Annotated in this window: 12 protein-coding genes; 3 read left to right on the top strand and 9 right to left on the bottom strand. The window is 64.6% G+C overall.

What is annotated here, in order from left to right:
- Nucleotides 1-93 precede the first annotated feature (93 nt).
- From P5W99_RS14955 to mnmC, 7 genes are all read right to left on the bottom strand, one after another.
- Nucleotides 94-582: an SET domain-containing protein gene (locus tag P5W99_RS14955; RefSeq protein ID WP_421025093.1), complete on the bottom strand. Its 489-nt coding sequence runs from the start codon at nucleotides 580-582 to the stop codon at nucleotides 94-96.
- A gap of 195 nt (nucleotides 583-777) precedes the next feature.
- A complete protein-coding gene (locus P5W99_RS14960) occupies nucleotides 778-1890 on the bottom strand; it encodes an NADH:flavin oxidoreductase/NADH oxidase (protein WP_421025094.1) in 1113 nt (370 codons plus the stop codon).
- Between the two features lie 89 nt (nucleotides 1891-1979).
- Nucleotides 1980-2717, bottom strand: coding sequence for a glutamine amidotransferase (locus tag P5W99_RS14965; protein WP_421025095.1), 738 nt, complete (start codon nucleotides 2715-2717; stop codon nucleotides 1980-1982).
- A 230-nt stretch (nucleotides 2718-2947) separates the two neighbouring features.
- Nucleotides 2948-3586 (bottom strand): MarR family winged helix-turn-helix transcriptional regulator, encoded by a 639-nt coding sequence (locus P5W99_RS14970; RefSeq protein ID WP_421025096.1) that lies wholly within the window; start codon nucleotides 3584-3586, stop codon nucleotides 2948-2950.
- Nucleotides 3587-4259: 673 nt separating this feature from the next.
- A complete protein-coding gene (locus P5W99_RS14975) occupies nucleotides 4260-5375 on the bottom strand; it encodes a YbdK family carboxylate-amine ligase (RefSeq protein ID WP_421025097.1) in 1116 nt (371 codons plus the stop codon).
- Nucleotides 5376-5470: 95 nt separating this feature from the next.
- Nucleotides 5471-6676, bottom strand: coding sequence for a cation:proton antiporter (locus P5W99_RS14980; RefSeq protein WP_421025098.1), 1206 nt, complete (start codon nucleotides 6674-6676; stop codon nucleotides 5471-5473).
- An 841-nt stretch (nucleotides 6677-7517) separates the two neighbouring features.
- Complete coding sequence (mnmC, locus tag P5W99_RS14985) at nucleotides 7518-9569, bottom strand: bifunctional tRNA (5-methylaminomethyl-2-thiouridine)(34)-methyltransferase MnmD/FAD-dependent 5-carboxymethylaminomethyl-2-thiouridine(34) oxidoreductase MnmC (protein WP_434661309.1); 2052 nt, start codon at nucleotides 9567-9569, stop codon at nucleotides 7518-7520.
- Nucleotides 9570-10002: 433 nt separating this feature from the next.
- Between mnmC and P5W99_RS14990 the strand changes: the two genes are divergently transcribed.
- Complete coding sequence (locus P5W99_RS14990) at nucleotides 10003-10281, top strand: HU family DNA-binding protein (protein WP_027815965.1); 279 nt, start codon at nucleotides 10003-10005, stop codon at nucleotides 10279-10281.
- Between the two features lie 75 nt (nucleotides 10282-10356).
- Here P5W99_RS14990 and P5W99_RS14995 read toward each other — a convergent pair whose 3' ends face one another.
- Both P5W99_RS14995 and P5W99_RS15000 read right to left on the bottom strand, forming a co-directional pair.
- Nucleotides 10357-11670, bottom strand: coding sequence for a GTP-binding protein (locus tag P5W99_RS14995; RefSeq protein WP_421025100.1), 1314 nt, complete (start codon nucleotides 11668-11670; stop codon nucleotides 10357-10359).
- A 142-nt stretch (nucleotides 11671-11812) separates the two neighbouring features.
- Entirely contained in the window at nucleotides 11813-12256 is a 444-nt protein-coding gene (locus P5W99_RS15000; RefSeq protein WP_421025101.1) for a lytic transglycosylase domain-containing protein, read from the bottom strand.
- 505 nt (nucleotides 12257-12761) lie between these two features.
- Here P5W99_RS15000 and gspD point away from each other — a divergent pair.
- Nucleotides 12762-15128: a type II secretion system secretin GspD gene (gene gspD / locus P5W99_RS15005; RefSeq protein WP_421073847.1), complete on the top strand. Its 2367-nt coding sequence runs from the start codon at nucleotides 12762-12764 to the stop codon at nucleotides 15126-15128.
- A gap of 2 nt (nucleotides 15129-15130) precedes the next feature.
- Nucleotides 15131-16639, top strand: coding sequence for a type II secretion system ATPase GspE (gene gspE / locus P5W99_RS15010; RefSeq protein WP_421025103.1), 1509 nt, complete (start codon nucleotides 15131-15133; stop codon nucleotides 16637-16639).
- The last annotated feature ends 7 nt before the right edge of the window (nucleotides 16640-16646 follow it).

A 16646-nucleotide genomic window follows, 5' to 3' on the forward strand; every position in this document is an offset into this window, starting at 1 on the left:
AAAAAATATGGGCCGCAGTTCAAATCTGCGGCCCATATTTACATCGGCAATTCATGGCGATGCACGCGCGCACGGCCCAGCCGCGCGCCACGCTTACTTCTTTTTCTTGCCCTTCTTCGACTTGCCGCCCTTCTCTTCGGGCGGCGCGAGCATCGTGCCACGGCACTTGCGCGCGCCGCAGCGGCATTCGTATTCGCGCTTGAGCTTCTTGGTCTGCTTCTCGTCGATCACGAGACCGTAATCGTAAAAAAGCTCTTCGCCCTCGGCTATATCGCGCAGCGCATGAATGTAGACGTGACCGTCGACTTCTTCGGCTTCGCAGTTCGGCGCGCACGAATGATTGATCCAGCGCGCGCTGTTGCCATTGACCTTGCCGTCGATCACATCGCCGTCGTCGAGCGCGAAATAGAAGGTGTGATTCGGTTCGTCGGGATTATGCGGATGACGCCGCAATGCTTCCTTCCACGAGATGCGTTCGCCCTTGTACTCGATCAGCCGTTCGCCGGCCTCGATTGCGCCGGCAGCAAATACGCCCTTGCCGTGCACGCCCGATTGGCGCACGACGATCCTGCGTACACTCATTGAAGAATCCTTGTGTAGTCATGCCACGCAAACGCGGCGCCTTGTCGGCGCCGCGCTCGTGAGCACGCGTTCAATCGAAAGGCCCTGAAAACCCTCAAGACCCTATAGGCGCGCTGCAACCGGCATCGTACACGTTCGCACCTCGTTCGTTCAACTCGCGTGGCGCTTGCCTGTGTCGTGTTCCGCGCTGCACGTTCAACGCTGACCGAGCGTCGTCTCGCCGAAGAGCGTTTTGTGCTCGCGAGGCTGCGAGCGCCAGTACTGCGGCGGCGCACTCACGCTCGCGCCGAGCTGCGCGGCGGCGTGCCATGGCCAGCGCGGATCGTAAAGCATCGCGCGCGCCATCGCGATCATGTCGGCTTCGCCCGCTTCCAGAATTTGATTGGCCTGCAGCGCGTCGGTGATGAGTCCCACCGCGATCGTGTTCGCGCCGGTTTCCCGCTTGACCTTGCGCGCGAACGGCACCTGATAGCCGGGCTCGAGCGGAATCTTCTGCAACGGCGAAACACCGCCCGACGATACGTCGATCCAGTCCGCGCCACGCGCCTTGAGCGCCTGCGCGAACACGACCGTGTCCTCGGGGCTCCAGCCGCCGTCGACCCAATCGGTCGCCGACACTCGCACGCCAACCGGGCGATCGTGCGGGAATTCCGCGCGCACCGCGTCGAACACTTCGAGCGGAAAGCGCATGCGATTTTCGCGCGAGCCGCCGTACTCGTCGCTGCGCCGGTTGGCGATCGGCGAGAGGAATTGATGGAGCAGATAGCCATGCGCCGCGTGAATTTCGAGCGCGTCGATACCGAGGCGCGCTGCCCGCCGCGCCGTCGCCGCGAATGCATTACGCACTCGATTCAGGCCTGCCGTGTCGAGCGCGAGCGGTGGCGTTTCTTCGTCCTTGTGCGGTAGATCGGAAGGCGCATGCGGCAACCATCCGCCATCGGCCACGGAAATCAGCTGACCGCCCTCCCAGGGCACATGGCTCGATGCCTTGCGCCCCGCGTGCGAAATCTGCATGGCGATGCGAATCGGCGAATAGCGGCGGATGGCGGCAATCACCGGTTCGAGCGCGGCTTCAGTCACGTCGTCCCAGAGGCCGAGATCGGCTGGCGTGATGCGGCCGTCCGGCTCGACAGCCGTCGCTTCGATACACAGCATCGCCGCCCCCGACAGCGCGAGATGGCCAAGGTGGATCATGTGCCAATCGGTGGCCTCGCCTCGCACTGCCGAGTATTGACACATCGGCGACACGACAATGCGATTGGCGAGCGTCACGCCACGCAGTTCGAGCGGAGTGAAGAGCTTGCTCATGGAGAAAGTGCGAACGGTGGTGAGAGCGTTCGAGAATAGCACGCGCCTTTGACAGGCGCTGACGGCGCCTCAGGATGCTTCAGGGTGCCTCAGGGCGACTTCGCGGGTGCGTTGATGCCTGCATGATCGGCGGCGTCGAGCCATTCGCCGAACATGCGACTCGCCTGCGCCTCGAGCGTCGGGCCGCGTTGTGCGGTCTGCGCGCGCAGCAGATTGACGTCGATGCCCGCAGCATCGATCTCGGCGGCATTGCCGATCAGCCAGGGTTCGAAGCGGTCGGCGCGCACTTCAGGATGGCATTGCAGGCCGAGCACGTGCGAGCCCCACGAGAACGCCTGGTTTTCGCACAGCGGCGTGGAGGCGAGACGCGTCGCGCCTTGCGGCAGATCGAACGTATCGCCATGCCAGTGCAGCATCGACGTGGCGGCGCCATCCACATGCCGAAGCGGCGAGGCACGGCCCGCGTCGGTGAGCGTAAGCGGCGTCCAGCCGATTTCCTGACGACCGGACGCATAGACGCGCGCGCCGAGCACGCGCGCAATGAGCTGGGCGCCAAGGCAAATGCCGAGCGTGGGCAAGCCGGCGGCAATGCGCCGTTCGATCAGCCCGGCAATGGGCGCGAGAGTGGGATAGCGCGCGTCGTCGCAGGCGTTGATGGGACCGCCGAGGATCACCATCAGCGAAGCCGACACGGGATTGAGCGCGCCGACGCGTGCAAAGCCCACATCGACATAACGCACCGGACGGCCACGATCGCCGAGCACCCGCTCGAAACTGCCGAGGTCCTCGAAATATACGTGGCGGATGGCCAATACTTCGCGATTCATCGGCAAATCCCTGGGTCAGCTACACAATGCACAAGCTCGTGCGTGCGGCAGGCATGCCGCCATCGCACGATAAGCACACACTGGAGCACGCACCTGCGTGCAACGATCACGCGCGAGGACGCCCTCGCGCACGGTCGAACCGGATACTTTTGGCCACTTCTGGCCGCTCGTGGCAAAAGGGCAGCCGCAGGCCCGCGGCGTCACGTGACGCCGCACGGCCCGCACAGCCATCATGCCGCGAAGATCTTCCAGTTCTTTTTCTGCGTCGTCGCGTCGGCTTGCGCGTACACCGAGCAATCGAGACGCACGTCGGTGTCGGACATGTCGATGTTGAGCAGCCCGCAATGATGCGGCGTCTTCTTCGGGTTCTTGCTCGGCTCGAAGTGCGAGCAGGTCAGACACATGCGATGCTGCGGCATGGCTTCGTGCGACTCCAGCACGTAGACTGTCTTGAGCAGCGTGCGGTAGACCGCCGCCTGCTCATCGGCGCGCAGCGTGCCGACGGCCTTCGAGAGGAAGTCGGGCCATTGCGCGGCCTTTTTCGCCGCCGTGCGGCCACGCGCGGTCAGACGCACCGCAAGCGCGCGGCCGTCGTCGAGCGCGCGGCGCTTTTCGACGAGACCCTTGGTTTCAAGCGTGCTCACCGCATCGCTGGTCGTGGCGGCAGTCAGTGCCGTCTCGCGGGCGATCTCGCCGAGGCGCATCGGCCCCTTGCGCTGCATCAGCAGCACGAGAATTTCACCCTGGGTCGGCGTGAGTCCCGCCCCTTCGGCCCAGTCCCACGCCTGGCTCCGCATTGCCGTGCTCAGTCGCAGCAGGCTATGGGTCACCCGCCCGGCTGCCTGCTCTCCGTATACGCCTTCGCTCATAGTCTTTCGCTGGTTATTTGGCAGCTTGCGCTGCATCGTCAGCCGCCACACTACTGGCGACCTTGTGGGAAAGTTCGCGCCCGACGCCCGGGAATACTCCTGGAGATCGGCCGCACCATCTCAAAAAAATCCTGCTTCGCTGGCGTAAAAAACGCCCGCCGCACACAGGCATTCCATCTCTCGCCTCGCAGGCCCGAAGCGCCCTTCACGACCTCGCGCCCGCGCAGCAAACCAATATTCTATGCGAGAGTGGCGAATCGCACAGCTAACTTATCCAGTGCGAATTGTGGATAACCGGTTAGTAAGTGTGTCATTGTCGGTGTATTGATACTCGATGCTGCCCAACTCCAGGCTCTACCGATACCTGGTTATCCCTGATTTTTTCCTGCAGCGCAAGCGGAGTCTAACTGCTCGCCGACTGCGCAGGTCATTGAGTTTTCAGGCATTTTGGTGCTTCTTCACAAGAAATGGCGCACTTGGTCAGCAACGATTGACTCCGTTTGCGCGAGCATCAAAAAAATAAGAACCCCCTGGTAACTTGCCTGGGACAAAAAAATCTTTTTTTACGCGGCACAAAGTATCGCGGGCGCCAAAAAACGCGAGGGCAGCTCGCGAGCTGCCCTCTTGTCCTGTGCTTATTAGGGGTCCGACGTTGCCCGGACGGCACACGCGCTCAGGCGCGCCAGCGCAGACATTGCTGCCGCACCGCCTCGTGCAGCGACTTTTCCTCGGCGACCACGCCGCGCAGCCAGGTCGCATCGTTGGTCTGGGCGCGCGCAATCGTGCCGATTTCTGCAAGCGCGCGCTCGGAGCCGAGCGCCTCGCCATGCGGCGCAATCTTGTCGAGCGTGGCCAGAATGTCTTCAGAGATGGTGCGACGCTCGCCCGTCTGCGGATTGACGCAAGTCCCGGCAAGGCCGAAACGGCATGCCTGGAAGCGATTGAACGTATAGACGAGGTAGTCGTCTTCGCGTGGCTGGATCGGCCGATCGATCAGCAAATGGCGCGCGAGCGTCTGGATATAGCAGGCGATCGCCGCCGCGCGTTCGACCGACAGCGGCGTGTCCATGACGCGCACCTCGATCGTGCCGAAGCCCGGTTTCGGGCGAATGTCCCAGTAGAAGTCTTTCATGCTGTTGACGACGCCCGTGTGCACCATCTTCGAGAAATACTCCTTGAACTCCTCCCAACTGAGCACGAACGGCGCGCGGCCCGAAAGCGGGAACGCGAACACGGAATTCAGCCGTGCCGAATGAAATCCGGTGTCGACACCCTGCACATAAGGCGACGATGCCGAGAGCGCGATGAAGTGCGGGATGAAGCGCGAAAGCGAATGCAGCAGGAACAGTGCGCTATCGGCATCCGGACAGCCGATATGCACGTGCTGGCCGAACACCGTGAACTGCTTCGCGAGATAGCCGTACAGCTCCGAAAGATACTGAAAGCGCGGCGTATCGACGATGCGCCGGTCGCTCCACTGCTGGAACGCGTGCGTGCCGCCGCCGCACAGGCCCACGTTCAGGCGGTCGGCGGCCGCAACCAGCACGTCGCGGATCTTGCGCAGGTCGGCCACGGCCTGCTCATGATGCGTGCAGATGCCGGTAGAGAGCTCGATCATGCTTTCGGTGATCTCGGGCGTGATGTTGCCCGGGATCTCCTGATCCTTGATGAGGCGCATGAGGTCGCTGCCCGCCTTGGTCAGATCGTAATCGTGCGTGTTGACGACCTGCATTTCGAGTTCGACACCGAACGTGAACGGCTGCGAATCGACAAAAGTTTCCAGTGACATGACATCCCCTCTTTCAGCCGTGCCGGGCATCGCTGCCGATCCAGTCGGCGCATGGCGCGGCGGGCAGTGTTTCGTGGCGGCCAGGGCCGCCGCATTCATTCTTCGCCGCGTTCGCCGACAAGCGCGAGCGCGCGGTAGACGAGCCACGGCCCGAGCAATTGCAGCACCACGATCGCGCACATCATGATCGCGCGCAGGCGCGGATCGAACGACGGGTAAAGATCGTAGGTGTCCTCCACAAGCACGAGCGCGAGCGCGGACATGGGCGTGAGCGCAAGACCGAGCGCGACGCCCTGCTTCCATTCGAGCCCGCTCGGCTTCGCGAAGATCAGCACGCCGACGAGTTTCGCCACCAGCCGCGCGACGATGAGCCCTGCCGCAGCCACGCCGCCGACGAGAATGTAATGCCACTCGAAAGTGGTTAGCGTGAGCACGAAGAGGATCACCGTGAGCAGCCAGCCGGCCGTGCCGAAATGCTGCGGCCACAATTGCGGCCGCACCTCGAGATTCTTCACGATGATGCCCGCGGCCAGCAGGCTCAGGATGGTCGAGAGCTTGAGCAGATGCGCCACGGCGATCGCCAGCAGCACGAGGCCGAACAACGCGACGAACGAATGCTCGTCCTGCGGGCTCAGGCGGCGGTAGAACATCATGCAGGCGTGCGCGAGCACATACGCGAGGATGATCGAGCCCACCAGCAGATAGAGCGGCTGCAGGATGGTGGCGAAAACGTTGCCGTAAATTTCCTGGTGCACCCAACCCGAAGCGAGCTTTTCGATCACGACCGCATACATGCTGTTGAGCGCCGTGAGCGTGAGCAGGCGCTGCGTGACCTGGCCTTCGGCGCGCAACTCGGTCTTCAGCTGGATCACCATCGCGGGCGAAGTCGCCATGGCGATCGAAGCCACGACGATGGCGACGATCGCCGGCACAGAAAGAAATAGCAGCACGACGAGCACGAGCACGAAGGTCAGCGTAGCTTCGGCGAGGCTCGACAGGATGATCCAGGGATTGCGGCGGATCCAGCGCAAGTCCAGCCGGCTGCCTAGCTCGAACAACAACAGGCCGAGCGCGACATCGAGCAGCGGCCGCGAGGCATCGGCAGCATTGCCGCCGATTACGCCGAAGCCCGCTGAACCGGCAATCAGCCCGATGATGGCGTAGCTCGAAATGCGCGGCAGCCGCCAGGCGCGATAGCACAGCTCGCCGACAAGGCCGGCGGCGAGCAGCGCGAGACCTGCCCAGAATATGCCGTCCGGCTGCAACGGCCAGGCGGGAAAGAACGAAAACGCCGACTTCATCGTAGTGGCTTCTCCTTGGCAGAACATCTTGCATGGGATCGGACCGCGCGCGGCGCCAAACACCTGACACTTCGCGCCCGGCACACGGTCGAGCCGCATGCGCTGACAGACGAGGCGCGCAGGCTCGCAACCTGATGAGGGTAGCGGCCAGACACGACGGACAACAGCGGGAAACCTCTGCGCCGGCGCCGCTCATGCGGCGAGCAGCCGGCGCTGGCGCGTCCTGTGTGGAGTGTCAGCGCCCGCAATGGGTGAACGAACGCTGCCGACCTTCCTGAGCAATCAGATTCAGGACATGCGGCATCCGTTCCTTGGACGCGCCGGCCGTCTGTAGCGGCGCATGACGCGGAAAAGAACGGCGATTGTGCCATAGCTTTTTTGCAATTGTCCCGCTCCGCCGGTAAAGCTCGGCGAAGCCGGTAAATGCGTCCGTTTTCGGCGGACTTTATGACAATAAGGAAAAAATGACCGTTTCGCCAGTGCAGCGGCAAGCCGGTTCCAGGCAGCGCAGTAGGGCGTTGGGCGTATTCCAGACCGATGGCGCCAGCTTTGGGTTTACGGTTTACCGTATGTATACGTAGTAGAAGTTAACAAAGGCGTGACTTTGCTGTGGATAACCTATGTATACCTATGTGAATCATCAGCTTGGCATTCGGACAACCACGCGCGAAATGTGTGAGATGCGCTCGGGTATCGAAGAGTAACTTTTGGGCCATGAACATGGGTCGCCGGGTTACCCCGTTTACGTCCACATCGCGTCCACAATGGATTTACCCACAATTCGCGCGGTTATCCACAGGCTCGGGTGAATAACCGTATTGGTCAGGAAATTGTCGCGTGGCTAGAGGCTGCGCTGACGCAGGGCGCGCTGGAGAAAGCGTGCGGGATCGACCTGCTCGGCAAGCTCCCGCTCGATGGGCCACGGCTCGCCTTCGAGCTGCGAGGCGATGAGCTCGGCGCCTAGCGCTGCCCACACGAGTCCGCGCGAACCAAACGCGAACGCGCCGTACAGACCGGGCACGCGCGGCAGGTCGAGCGGCCATGCGCCGGAAAGCCGCTGTGCGTCGCGTCGTGCCGCCGCTTCGTCGCCGAGCTGGCCCAGCATGGGCAGACGGTCGCTTGTGACGCAGCGCAAGGCCACGCGGCCTCGCCAGACGCGCTGATGCGAGGAATCCAGGGCCGGGGCGGCCGTGGCGTCAGCCGCGGTGGCATGCAGGCCCGGCAACATGCGCGCGGCGCGTTCGATATTCTCGAGGTGGCCGGCTTCGCGCAGCGTCGTGTCGGTATCGTCGACTTCGTAGGTAGCGCCCGTGAGCGTCACGCCGCCGGGCAGCGGCACCGCGTAGCCGTCGCCGATCACAGGCACGCGCAAGGACGCAAGCGGGCTTTCGTCGAGCAGCGTGAGCTGGCCGCGCACGCTGCGGGTGGGAGCGAAGTCGAGCGCCGCTGCGCGCGCGGCATCGTGTGCGTTCGCGAAGATCACCGCGCCGGCCTGCGCGACGAGCGCGCCGCTTTCATCGAAGACTTGCCAGTTTTCGCCAGCGCGCTCGATGCGCGCGACTTGCACGCCATAACGCAAATCGATTCGCGCATCCGGAAAGGCGCTTGCGGCAGCAAGCTGCGCCCGGCACAGCGAGGCCGGATCGATCGCGCCGCCGCGCTGATAGAACCAGCCGCCGTGCGCGAGTGCGATGCCGGCAATCGATTCGGCCTCCGCGCGGTCGACGCCGCGCACGAATTCCTCGGGATAGCCAAACGATGCGAGCGCTGCGGCCACGGCCCGAGATTCGTCGTCCGAGGCAAGATGCAGGAGTCCTGCGTGCGAGCGCACCGGCGCCTCGATTGCACCCTGCCCGCATGCTTGCGCGGCGGCGTCGAGCGCGGCCCAGCGCCGCAATGCGTAGAGAAACCCGGCGCGCGTGATGCGCGACGCGCTGCTGTCGTCGCGCGAAACGAGCGGATGAAACACGCCGGCGGGATTGCCCGAGGCCTCGCGGGCAGGCACTGCGTGCCGCTCGATCAGCGTGACACGCCAGCCGCGCGCCGCGAGTCGCTCGACTAGCGCGCTGCCCGCGAGCCCGGCGCCGATCACTACCGCGTGCCGTTCGGCGAGTTCCAGCGCCAGCGGCGGTTCGTAACGCCGCACGCGCCAGCGTGGCGCGAAGCGGCCAACCAGCATCGTCCACTTGGTGCCGAAGCCCGCGGTCTTGCGGTATTCGAAGCCGTTTTGTTCGAGCGCGCGCTTGACGTCGCCCGCGCTGCTCCAGGTTGCGAAGGTCGCCTCTTCGCCGGCGACGCGTGCGAGCGCCTTGAAGATCGCCGGCGACCAGAGTTCGGGATTTTTCGCGGGGGCGAAGCCGTCGAGATAGATGGCGTCCGCGCGCAGCCACATTTTGGGAAGCGCGTCGAGCGCGTCGCCGAATACGAGCGTGAGCGTGACACGTCCGCCTTCGAAATCGATCCGGTGCGTGCCGGGTACGAGCATCGGCCAGGCATCGACGAGTTCGCGCGCGAGGCGTGTGATCGATGTGCCCGAAACGGGGGAAGCGTGCGGTGCGTGCGCAACTATCGCGTCGAGGGCCGCGCGCAGATCGTCGCGCGAAAATGGATGCTTTTCCACCGAGACGAAATGCAGGCGCTCGCAGCGCGCGGGCGCATCGCGCCACGCTGCCCACGTCGCCAGAAAGTTCACGCCCATGCCGAATCCCGTCTCCAGCACGGTGAAAATGCGCTTGCCCTGCCAGCGCCCGGGCAGGTCGTTGCCACGCAAAAACACATATTCGGCCTGCTCGAAGGCGCCGAAAGTACTGTGATAGACGTCGCCGAAGCGTGGCGAATACGGCTTGCCGTCTTCGCGAAACGCGAGCGTGGCGGGGATCAGTGTGGCAGTCATGGCGTTCGCGTTGGCGGGAAACGGCGGGTCTCGAAGCGCGGGATGCGGCGGAAAAGGCCCACGGGCATTGGGTTTGCGGGCACAAAGCGTTGGTGCCGCGCAACGCCGGAAGCGTCAAATTTGCTGGTGCGGCGCTGTCGCGGTGCCCTTTTTTGCATGCGGCGGCCGGCAAAAATACAGGCGGGCGCGCAAAACTCGCGCAAACCCCTCTAAATCTTCGAAACCCTTGTCGTTATTGGGTTTGCGCTGCGCTATCATAGCAAGCGCCGCCCAGGGAAGCGGCAGCGCGGACGTCGCGGGCCAGCATGGCCGTCGCAACGAAATCATGCCGGGGTGCTCCGGCTCCGTAGCTGCTCGACGGCGCGGCACGCGACCGTATAATCGGCGCGTTCGCGCTGTTCGTGTCAACCTAAACACAGAAAGGAACTTCTCAATGAATAAACAGGAACTGATCGACGCCGTCGCAGCACAGACGGGCGCTAGCAAGGCACAAACCGGTGAAACGCTGGACACGCTCCTCGAAGTGGTCAAGAAGGCTGTGTCGAAGGGCGACGCGGTCCAGCTGATCGGCTTCGGCAGCTTCGGTTCGGGCAAGCGCGCAGCCCGCACGGGTCGCAACCCGAAGACCGGCGAAACCATCAAGATTCCCGCAGCCAAGACCGTCAAGTTCACGGCTGGCAAGGCGTTCAAGGACGCCGTCAACAAGCGCTAAAAGATTGCCGCTTTAAGTTGACACCCGCCCCTGGCGGGTTTTTTTTCGTCCGCCGGGTTTGCGCACCCGGCGTGCTCAGTCGTGGCGGTGGACGATTTCTCCCTCGCCGTCGTGGTCGTGATCGTGCTCATCGTCGAAATCCCACGATGGGAACGGATCGGCATACGCCTGCCAGGCGTCGGCGCCCGCGGCATATTCGGCGTCTGTCAGAAGGCATGCATCGAGCTTTGCCTGCCACGCTTCGCGGTCGAGATCCACGCCGATCATCACCAGCTCCTGGCGCCGGTCGCCGATGCGCGTGTCGTTCGCGTCGCCGAACCAGTCGGCCGCGATTTCCTTTTCGAGCTCGGCGTCCTGCGGCCAGTCCTCGCGCGGCTGCGCCGCCCACCAGGTGCCGGCCGGGCCATGGCGGCAAACGCCGCCCGCCTGCGACAGCGAGCCCGCCACGTCGTTGCGCGTCGCGAGCCAGAAGAAGCCCTTCGAGCGCAGCACGCCCTTCCACTCCTGGTTGAGCAGCGCCCACAGACGCTCGGGATGGAACGGCTTGCGCGCCCGATAGACGAAATTGCCGATACCGTATTCATCGGCTTCGCTATGGGCGTGGTGGGACGCGCTGCCGTCGTCATGGTCGTGATCGTGCTCATGCAGCGAGGCTAGCCAGCCCGGCGCGCTCGCGGCAGCGTCGAAGTCGAAGCGGCCCGAGTTGAGCACCTCGGCAAGCGGCACCTGGCCATGGCGGCTCACTACCTGCACCGCGCGCGGATTGATGCGCGCGAGAATGCGCTGCAGGCGCGCGAGTTCGTCGGCGCTCACGAGATCGGCTTTGTTGAGCACGAGCACGTCGCAGAATTCCACCTGCTCGATCAGCAGTTCGACGATCGTGCGGTCGTCGGTGTCGCTCGCCGCCACGCCGCGCTCGGCGAGCGGATCGGCGCTTGCGTAGTCGCGCAGGAAGTTGAAGGCGTCCACGACCGTCACCATCGTGTCGAGCCGTGCGATATCGGCGAGCGTCGTGCCGTCTTCATCGGCGAAGGTGAAGGTTTCGGCGATGGGCATCGGCTCGGCGATGCCGGTCGACTCGATCAGGATGGCGTCGAACTGCTGGCCGGCTTGCGCGGGGTCGGCCAGCCGCCGGATTTCGGCGAGCAGGTCGTCGCGCAGCGTGCAGCAAATGCATCCGTTGGACAGCTCGACGAGCCGCTCCTCGACATGCGAGAGCGCGGCGGCGTCGCGCACGAGCGAGGCGTCGATGTTGACGGCGGCGAGATCGTTGACGATCACGGCTACGCGCAGGCCGGCGCGGTTCGCGAGGACGTGGTTGAGCAACGTGGTCTTGCCCGCGCCCAGAAACCCGGAGAGCACGGTGACGGGCAGTGGCGGCTGATTCATTGCGGTGTGAGGATAAAGAAAGGCGGGAATCGGGCCGCGCGCGGCCGCGCGGCGCAAGCCTGCATTTTGCACCATGCGCGCCCGATGCGCTGACAGTACGCGTCCCAGCCCTGCGCTGGCAGGGTAGCCAGCACCGTGCCGCTCAGGGCATCAGCTTCCATTTGCGCAAGATCGCCGCGATCTGTTGTGCGTAGCGGTCGCGCAATGCCGGTGTCTCGGAGTGATAGGCGCCCACGGCAGCCCAGGTGTTGCCATACTTGTTCATCTTCTGGCGCAAATGCCAGGCGGCAATATAGACGTTCTTGCACGGCTGCATGAGCGTGCTGGACGAAATGCCGTATTGCGAGAGCGTGGGCAGATGAATCGAGTTGATCTGCATCACCCCGTAGTCCACCGAACCATTCGTATTCCTGTGCAATGCGTCGGGCGTGTTGTGCGATTCCTGCCAGGCGATGGCGCGCAGAATGAGCGGATTGACCTTCTGGTAGCGGGCCGCCTCGTCGAAACAGTCCGCGCGCGCCGGCGTGCTCGCGAAGGCGGCGAGCATCAGGGCAGCGACGGTCGTGGCGGATGCAACCTTTTTCATGGAAAGTCGAGAGACGTTGCGGTAAGCCGTAGCGCAGGCCTGCGTTGCCCTATATGGGGGAAACCCGTGCTTGCGTCGAGTGTTGCCGGCATGGTGCGCAGTGGATCGCCCGTATCATACCTGCGGAAGAAGTCGCGTCAATACAGCCGAATGGCACGCTGGCCGGGAGCGAGGCAGAGGCGCGGACCGCCCGGCGTGCGGCGGCGCGATTTCCTTCCAGGGGCGGCTTCCAATCCTTTCAGTATGCGTCCCCATGCAGGCGGAAGTTAGAGTAAATCCCCAGACGCAATTTCTTTGTGACAAATTCGACACGAAAAGCTGCTACTGTTGCACTTTTTGCTGGCCGTCGATTGCCGGGTGGAGGAGCGCCGGCGGGGCCGCAGCCGGCGGGCTGCCCGGCCTGAAATCATGCGGCGGCTACAGCAAGCACGTTGAGTACGATAAGTACGACTGGCCGGCGGCGTCCGTCCCTGGCCTCGAATTGATACCCATGAGAAGAAATCGTATGGCTTTGCGTCGCGTCGCCAAGGCGCTGCTCCTAAGCGGGCTGATGGCGGCGCAACTCGCGCACGCCCAGGTCACGCTTAACTTCGTCAACGCCGATATCGATCAGGTGGCGAAGGCCATCGGCGCGGCCACTGGCAAAACGATCATTGTCGACCCGCGCGTGAAGGGGCAGCTCAATCTCGTTTCCGAGAACCCTGTGCCAGAGGATCAGGCGCTCAAGACGCTGCAATCGGCGCTGCGCATGCAGGGCTTCGCGCTCGTGCAGGATCATGGCGTCCTCAAGGTCGTGCCCGAGGCCGACGCCAAGCTCCAGGGCGTGCCGACCTATGTGGGCAACACGCCCGCGGCGCGCGGCGATCAGGTGGTCACGCAGGTGTTCACGCTCAAGCACGAATCGGCGAACAACCTGCTGCCCGTGCTGCGCCCGCTCATTTCGCCGAACAACACGATCGCCGCGTATCCGGGCAACAACTCGCTCGTCGTGACCGACTATGCGGACAACGTGCGCCGCATCGCCGCGATCATCGCCGGCGTGGACACGGCTGCGGGCCAGCAGGTGCAGGTGGTGCCGCTGCGCAACGCCAACGCGCTCGACATCGCGCCGCAAATTTCGAAGATGCTCGATCCGGGCTCGATCGGCGCCTCGGATCCTTCGCTGAAGGTTTCGGTCGTGGCCGACCCGCGCACCAACTCGCTGATGCTGCGCGCCTCGAACGCACAGCGTCTCGCCGCCGCCGTGCAACTGGCGAAGCAGCTCGACGCGCCGACGAGCATGCCGGGCAACATGCACGTCGTTGCGCTGCGCAACGCCGACGCGGTGCAGCTCGCCAAGACCTTGCGCGGGATGCTGGGCAAAGGCGGTAACGAATCGTCGTCGGGCAACAGCGCGAATTCGTTCAACCAGAATTCGGGCAGTTCCGGCGGTGGTGGCGGTGGTTACGGCAATACGTCGACCGGTCTTTCCGGCACCCCGCCGCTGCCCAGTTCGCTCGGCGGCAGCAGCGGCATGTCGTCGGGCAATTCGCTGACGGGCGGCGCGTCAGGCGGCAGCAACGCCGATTCGCCGTTCCTCGGCGGCGACAAGGACAAGGGCGACGAGAACCAGCCCGGCGGCATGATCCAGGCCGACGCGGCGACCAACTCGCTGATCATCACGGCTTCGGACCCGGTGTACCGCAACCTGCGCGCCGTGATCGACCAGCTCGACGCGCGGCGTGCGCAGGTCTACATCGAGGCGCTGATCGTCGAGCTCAACTCGAACACCAACGCCAATCTCGGCATTCAGTGGCAGATCGGCAATAGCAACGTGGTGGCCGGGACCAACCTTGCGACCGGCTCCGGCAACAGCATCATCAACCTGACGGCGGCAGCGGCGGCCAGCGCCGCTACCGGCGGCCTGGCGGGCGCGCTCGCGGGCTCGACCATCCAGCAGGGCCTGAACGTGGGCTGGGTGCACAATATCTTCGGCGTCCAGGGACTTGGCGCGTTGCTGCAGGCGCTCTCGCAGACGAGCGACGCCAACGTGCTGTCCACGCCTAACCTCATCACGCTCGACAACCAGGAAGCGAAGATCGTCGTCGGCACGAACGTGCCGATCCAGACCGGCACGTATTCGAACCTCACGAGCGGCTCGACGAGTTCCGCGTTCAACACCTATGATCGCGTCGACGTCGGCTTGACGCTGCACATCAAGCCGCAGATCACCGACGGCGGCATCCTGAAGCTGCAGCTCTACACCGAAGATTCGGCGATCGTGACCGGCACGACCAACGCCACGACCAATCCGGCTGGCCCGAACTTCACCAAGCGTTCGATCCAGTCGACGGTGCTCGCCGACAACGGCGAGATCATCGTGCTCGGCGGCCTGATGCAGGACAACTATCAGGTCAGCAACAGCAAGGTGCCGCTGCTGGGCGACATCCCGTGGATCGGCCAGCTGTTCCGCTCGGAAAACAAGACGCGCCAGAAAACCAACCTGATGGTGTTCCTGCGCCCGGTGATCATCAACGATCGCAATACGGCGCAGGCGGTGTCGTCGAACCGCTACGACTACATTCAGGGCGTGACGGGCGCGTACCGGTCCGACAACAACCTGATCAAGGACCGCGACGACCCGGTGGTGCCGCCGATGCCGGTTGGACCGAATGAAGGCGGATCGGCGCTGAACCTGTTCGATCTCGACAAGATGCGGCGCGATCAGGCGGCGGGAACGGCGTCCGCGCCTACCGCTGCCCCCGCCCCCGGCCCCGTTAATGCCACGCAGATGCAGCCGGCCTATCCGCAGCAAGGCGCCCCGGCGCCATACGCGCCGGTGCAATCGTCGCCGGTGCAACAGCCGCTCACCGGGCAGAGGGTGCAGCCTTGAGCATGGCCGATACGCCCCGCTCGTCCCCAGCGGCCGCACGCGAGAGCGCCACGCCACGCGAGGCCCCCTCGCCCGTTGCCGCGCGGCTCGTGCCGTACGGCTTCGCGCGCAGCGGCCAGATCCTCGTCGCGCAGCAGCACGCGGATGGTCTGGAGGTGTGGATCAGCGAGCGCACCACGGGCGCCGCGATTGCCGAAATCGCGCGCAATTTCGGGGCGTTTTCGCTCGTGCGCATTCCCGCTGACGAGCTGGCCCAGGCGATCAACCAGGCCTACGCGCGCCAGGACGGCAGCGCGGCGCAGGTGGTGGGCGAAGTGGAAGGCGAAGTCGACCTCTCGCGCCTGATGCAGGACATTCCCGAGGTGGAGGACCTGCTCGAATCCGAAGACGACGCGCCGATCATCCGCATGATCAACGCGCTGCTTACCCAGGCGGCGCGCGAGCAGGCCTCCGATATTCATATCGAGCCCTTCGAGAATGCCTCGGTGGTGCGCTTTCGCGTGGACGGCACGCTGCGCGACGTGGTGCGGCCGAAGAAGGCGCTCCACGGCGCGCTGATTTCGCGTATCAAGATCATGGCGCAGCTCGACATCGCCGAAAAACGTCTGCCGCAGGACGGCCGCATCACGCTGCGCGTGGGCGGGCGTCCCGTGGACGTGCGCGTTTCCACGCTGCCCACGGGTCATGGCGAACGCGCGGTGCTGCGCCTGCTGGAAAAGGACGCGCAGCGCCTGAATCTCGAAGCGCTCGGCATGGCCGCCGATACGCTCAAGCAGTTCGACCAGCTGATTGCCAGGCCGCACGGCATCGTGCTCGTGACGGGGCCGACCGGCTCGGGCAAGACCACCACGCTCTATGCGTCGATGTCGCGGCTCGAGACCACGACCACCAACATCATGACCGTCGAGGACCCGATCGAGTACGACCTCGCGGGCATCGGCCAGACCCAGGTGAACGAGCGCATCGGCATGACCTTCGCGCGCGCGCTGCGCTCGATCCTGCGTCAGGATCCGGACATCATCATGATCGGCGAAATCCGCGACCTCGAAACCGCGCAGATCGCCGTGCAGGCCTCGCTCACGGGCCACCTCGTGCTGGCCACGCTGCACACCAACGACGCCGCCTCGGCGGTCACGCGCCTGACCGACATGGGGGTGGAGCCTTATCTGCTGGCTTCGTCGCTGCTTGGCGTGCTCGCGCAGCGTCTCGTGCGGCAACTGTGCCCGCATTGCAAGGAAGAACGCCTCGAAGACGATGGGCGCAAGCGCTGGCATCCGGTTGGCTGCGACCGCTGCGGCCATTCGGGCTATTCGGGCCGGCGCGGCGTGTACGAGCTGCTCACCATCGACGAGCCGATCCGCAACCTCATTCACCGCAATGCCGCCGACGCCGAGATCTTCACCGCAGGCCGGGCGCAGGGCATGCGCACGCTGCGCGACGACGGCGAGCGCTGGCTCGACGCGGGCACGACCTCGCTAGAGGAAGTGCTGCGCGTGACGGGCGGCGCGTAAAGCGCTC

Origin of the sequence: Paraburkholderia sp. A3BS-1L (assembly GCF_051125215.1) — a bacterium.
In the GTDB taxonomy this organism is placed as follows: Bacteria; Pseudomonadota; Gammaproteobacteria; order Burkholderiales; family Burkholderiaceae; genus Paraburkholderia.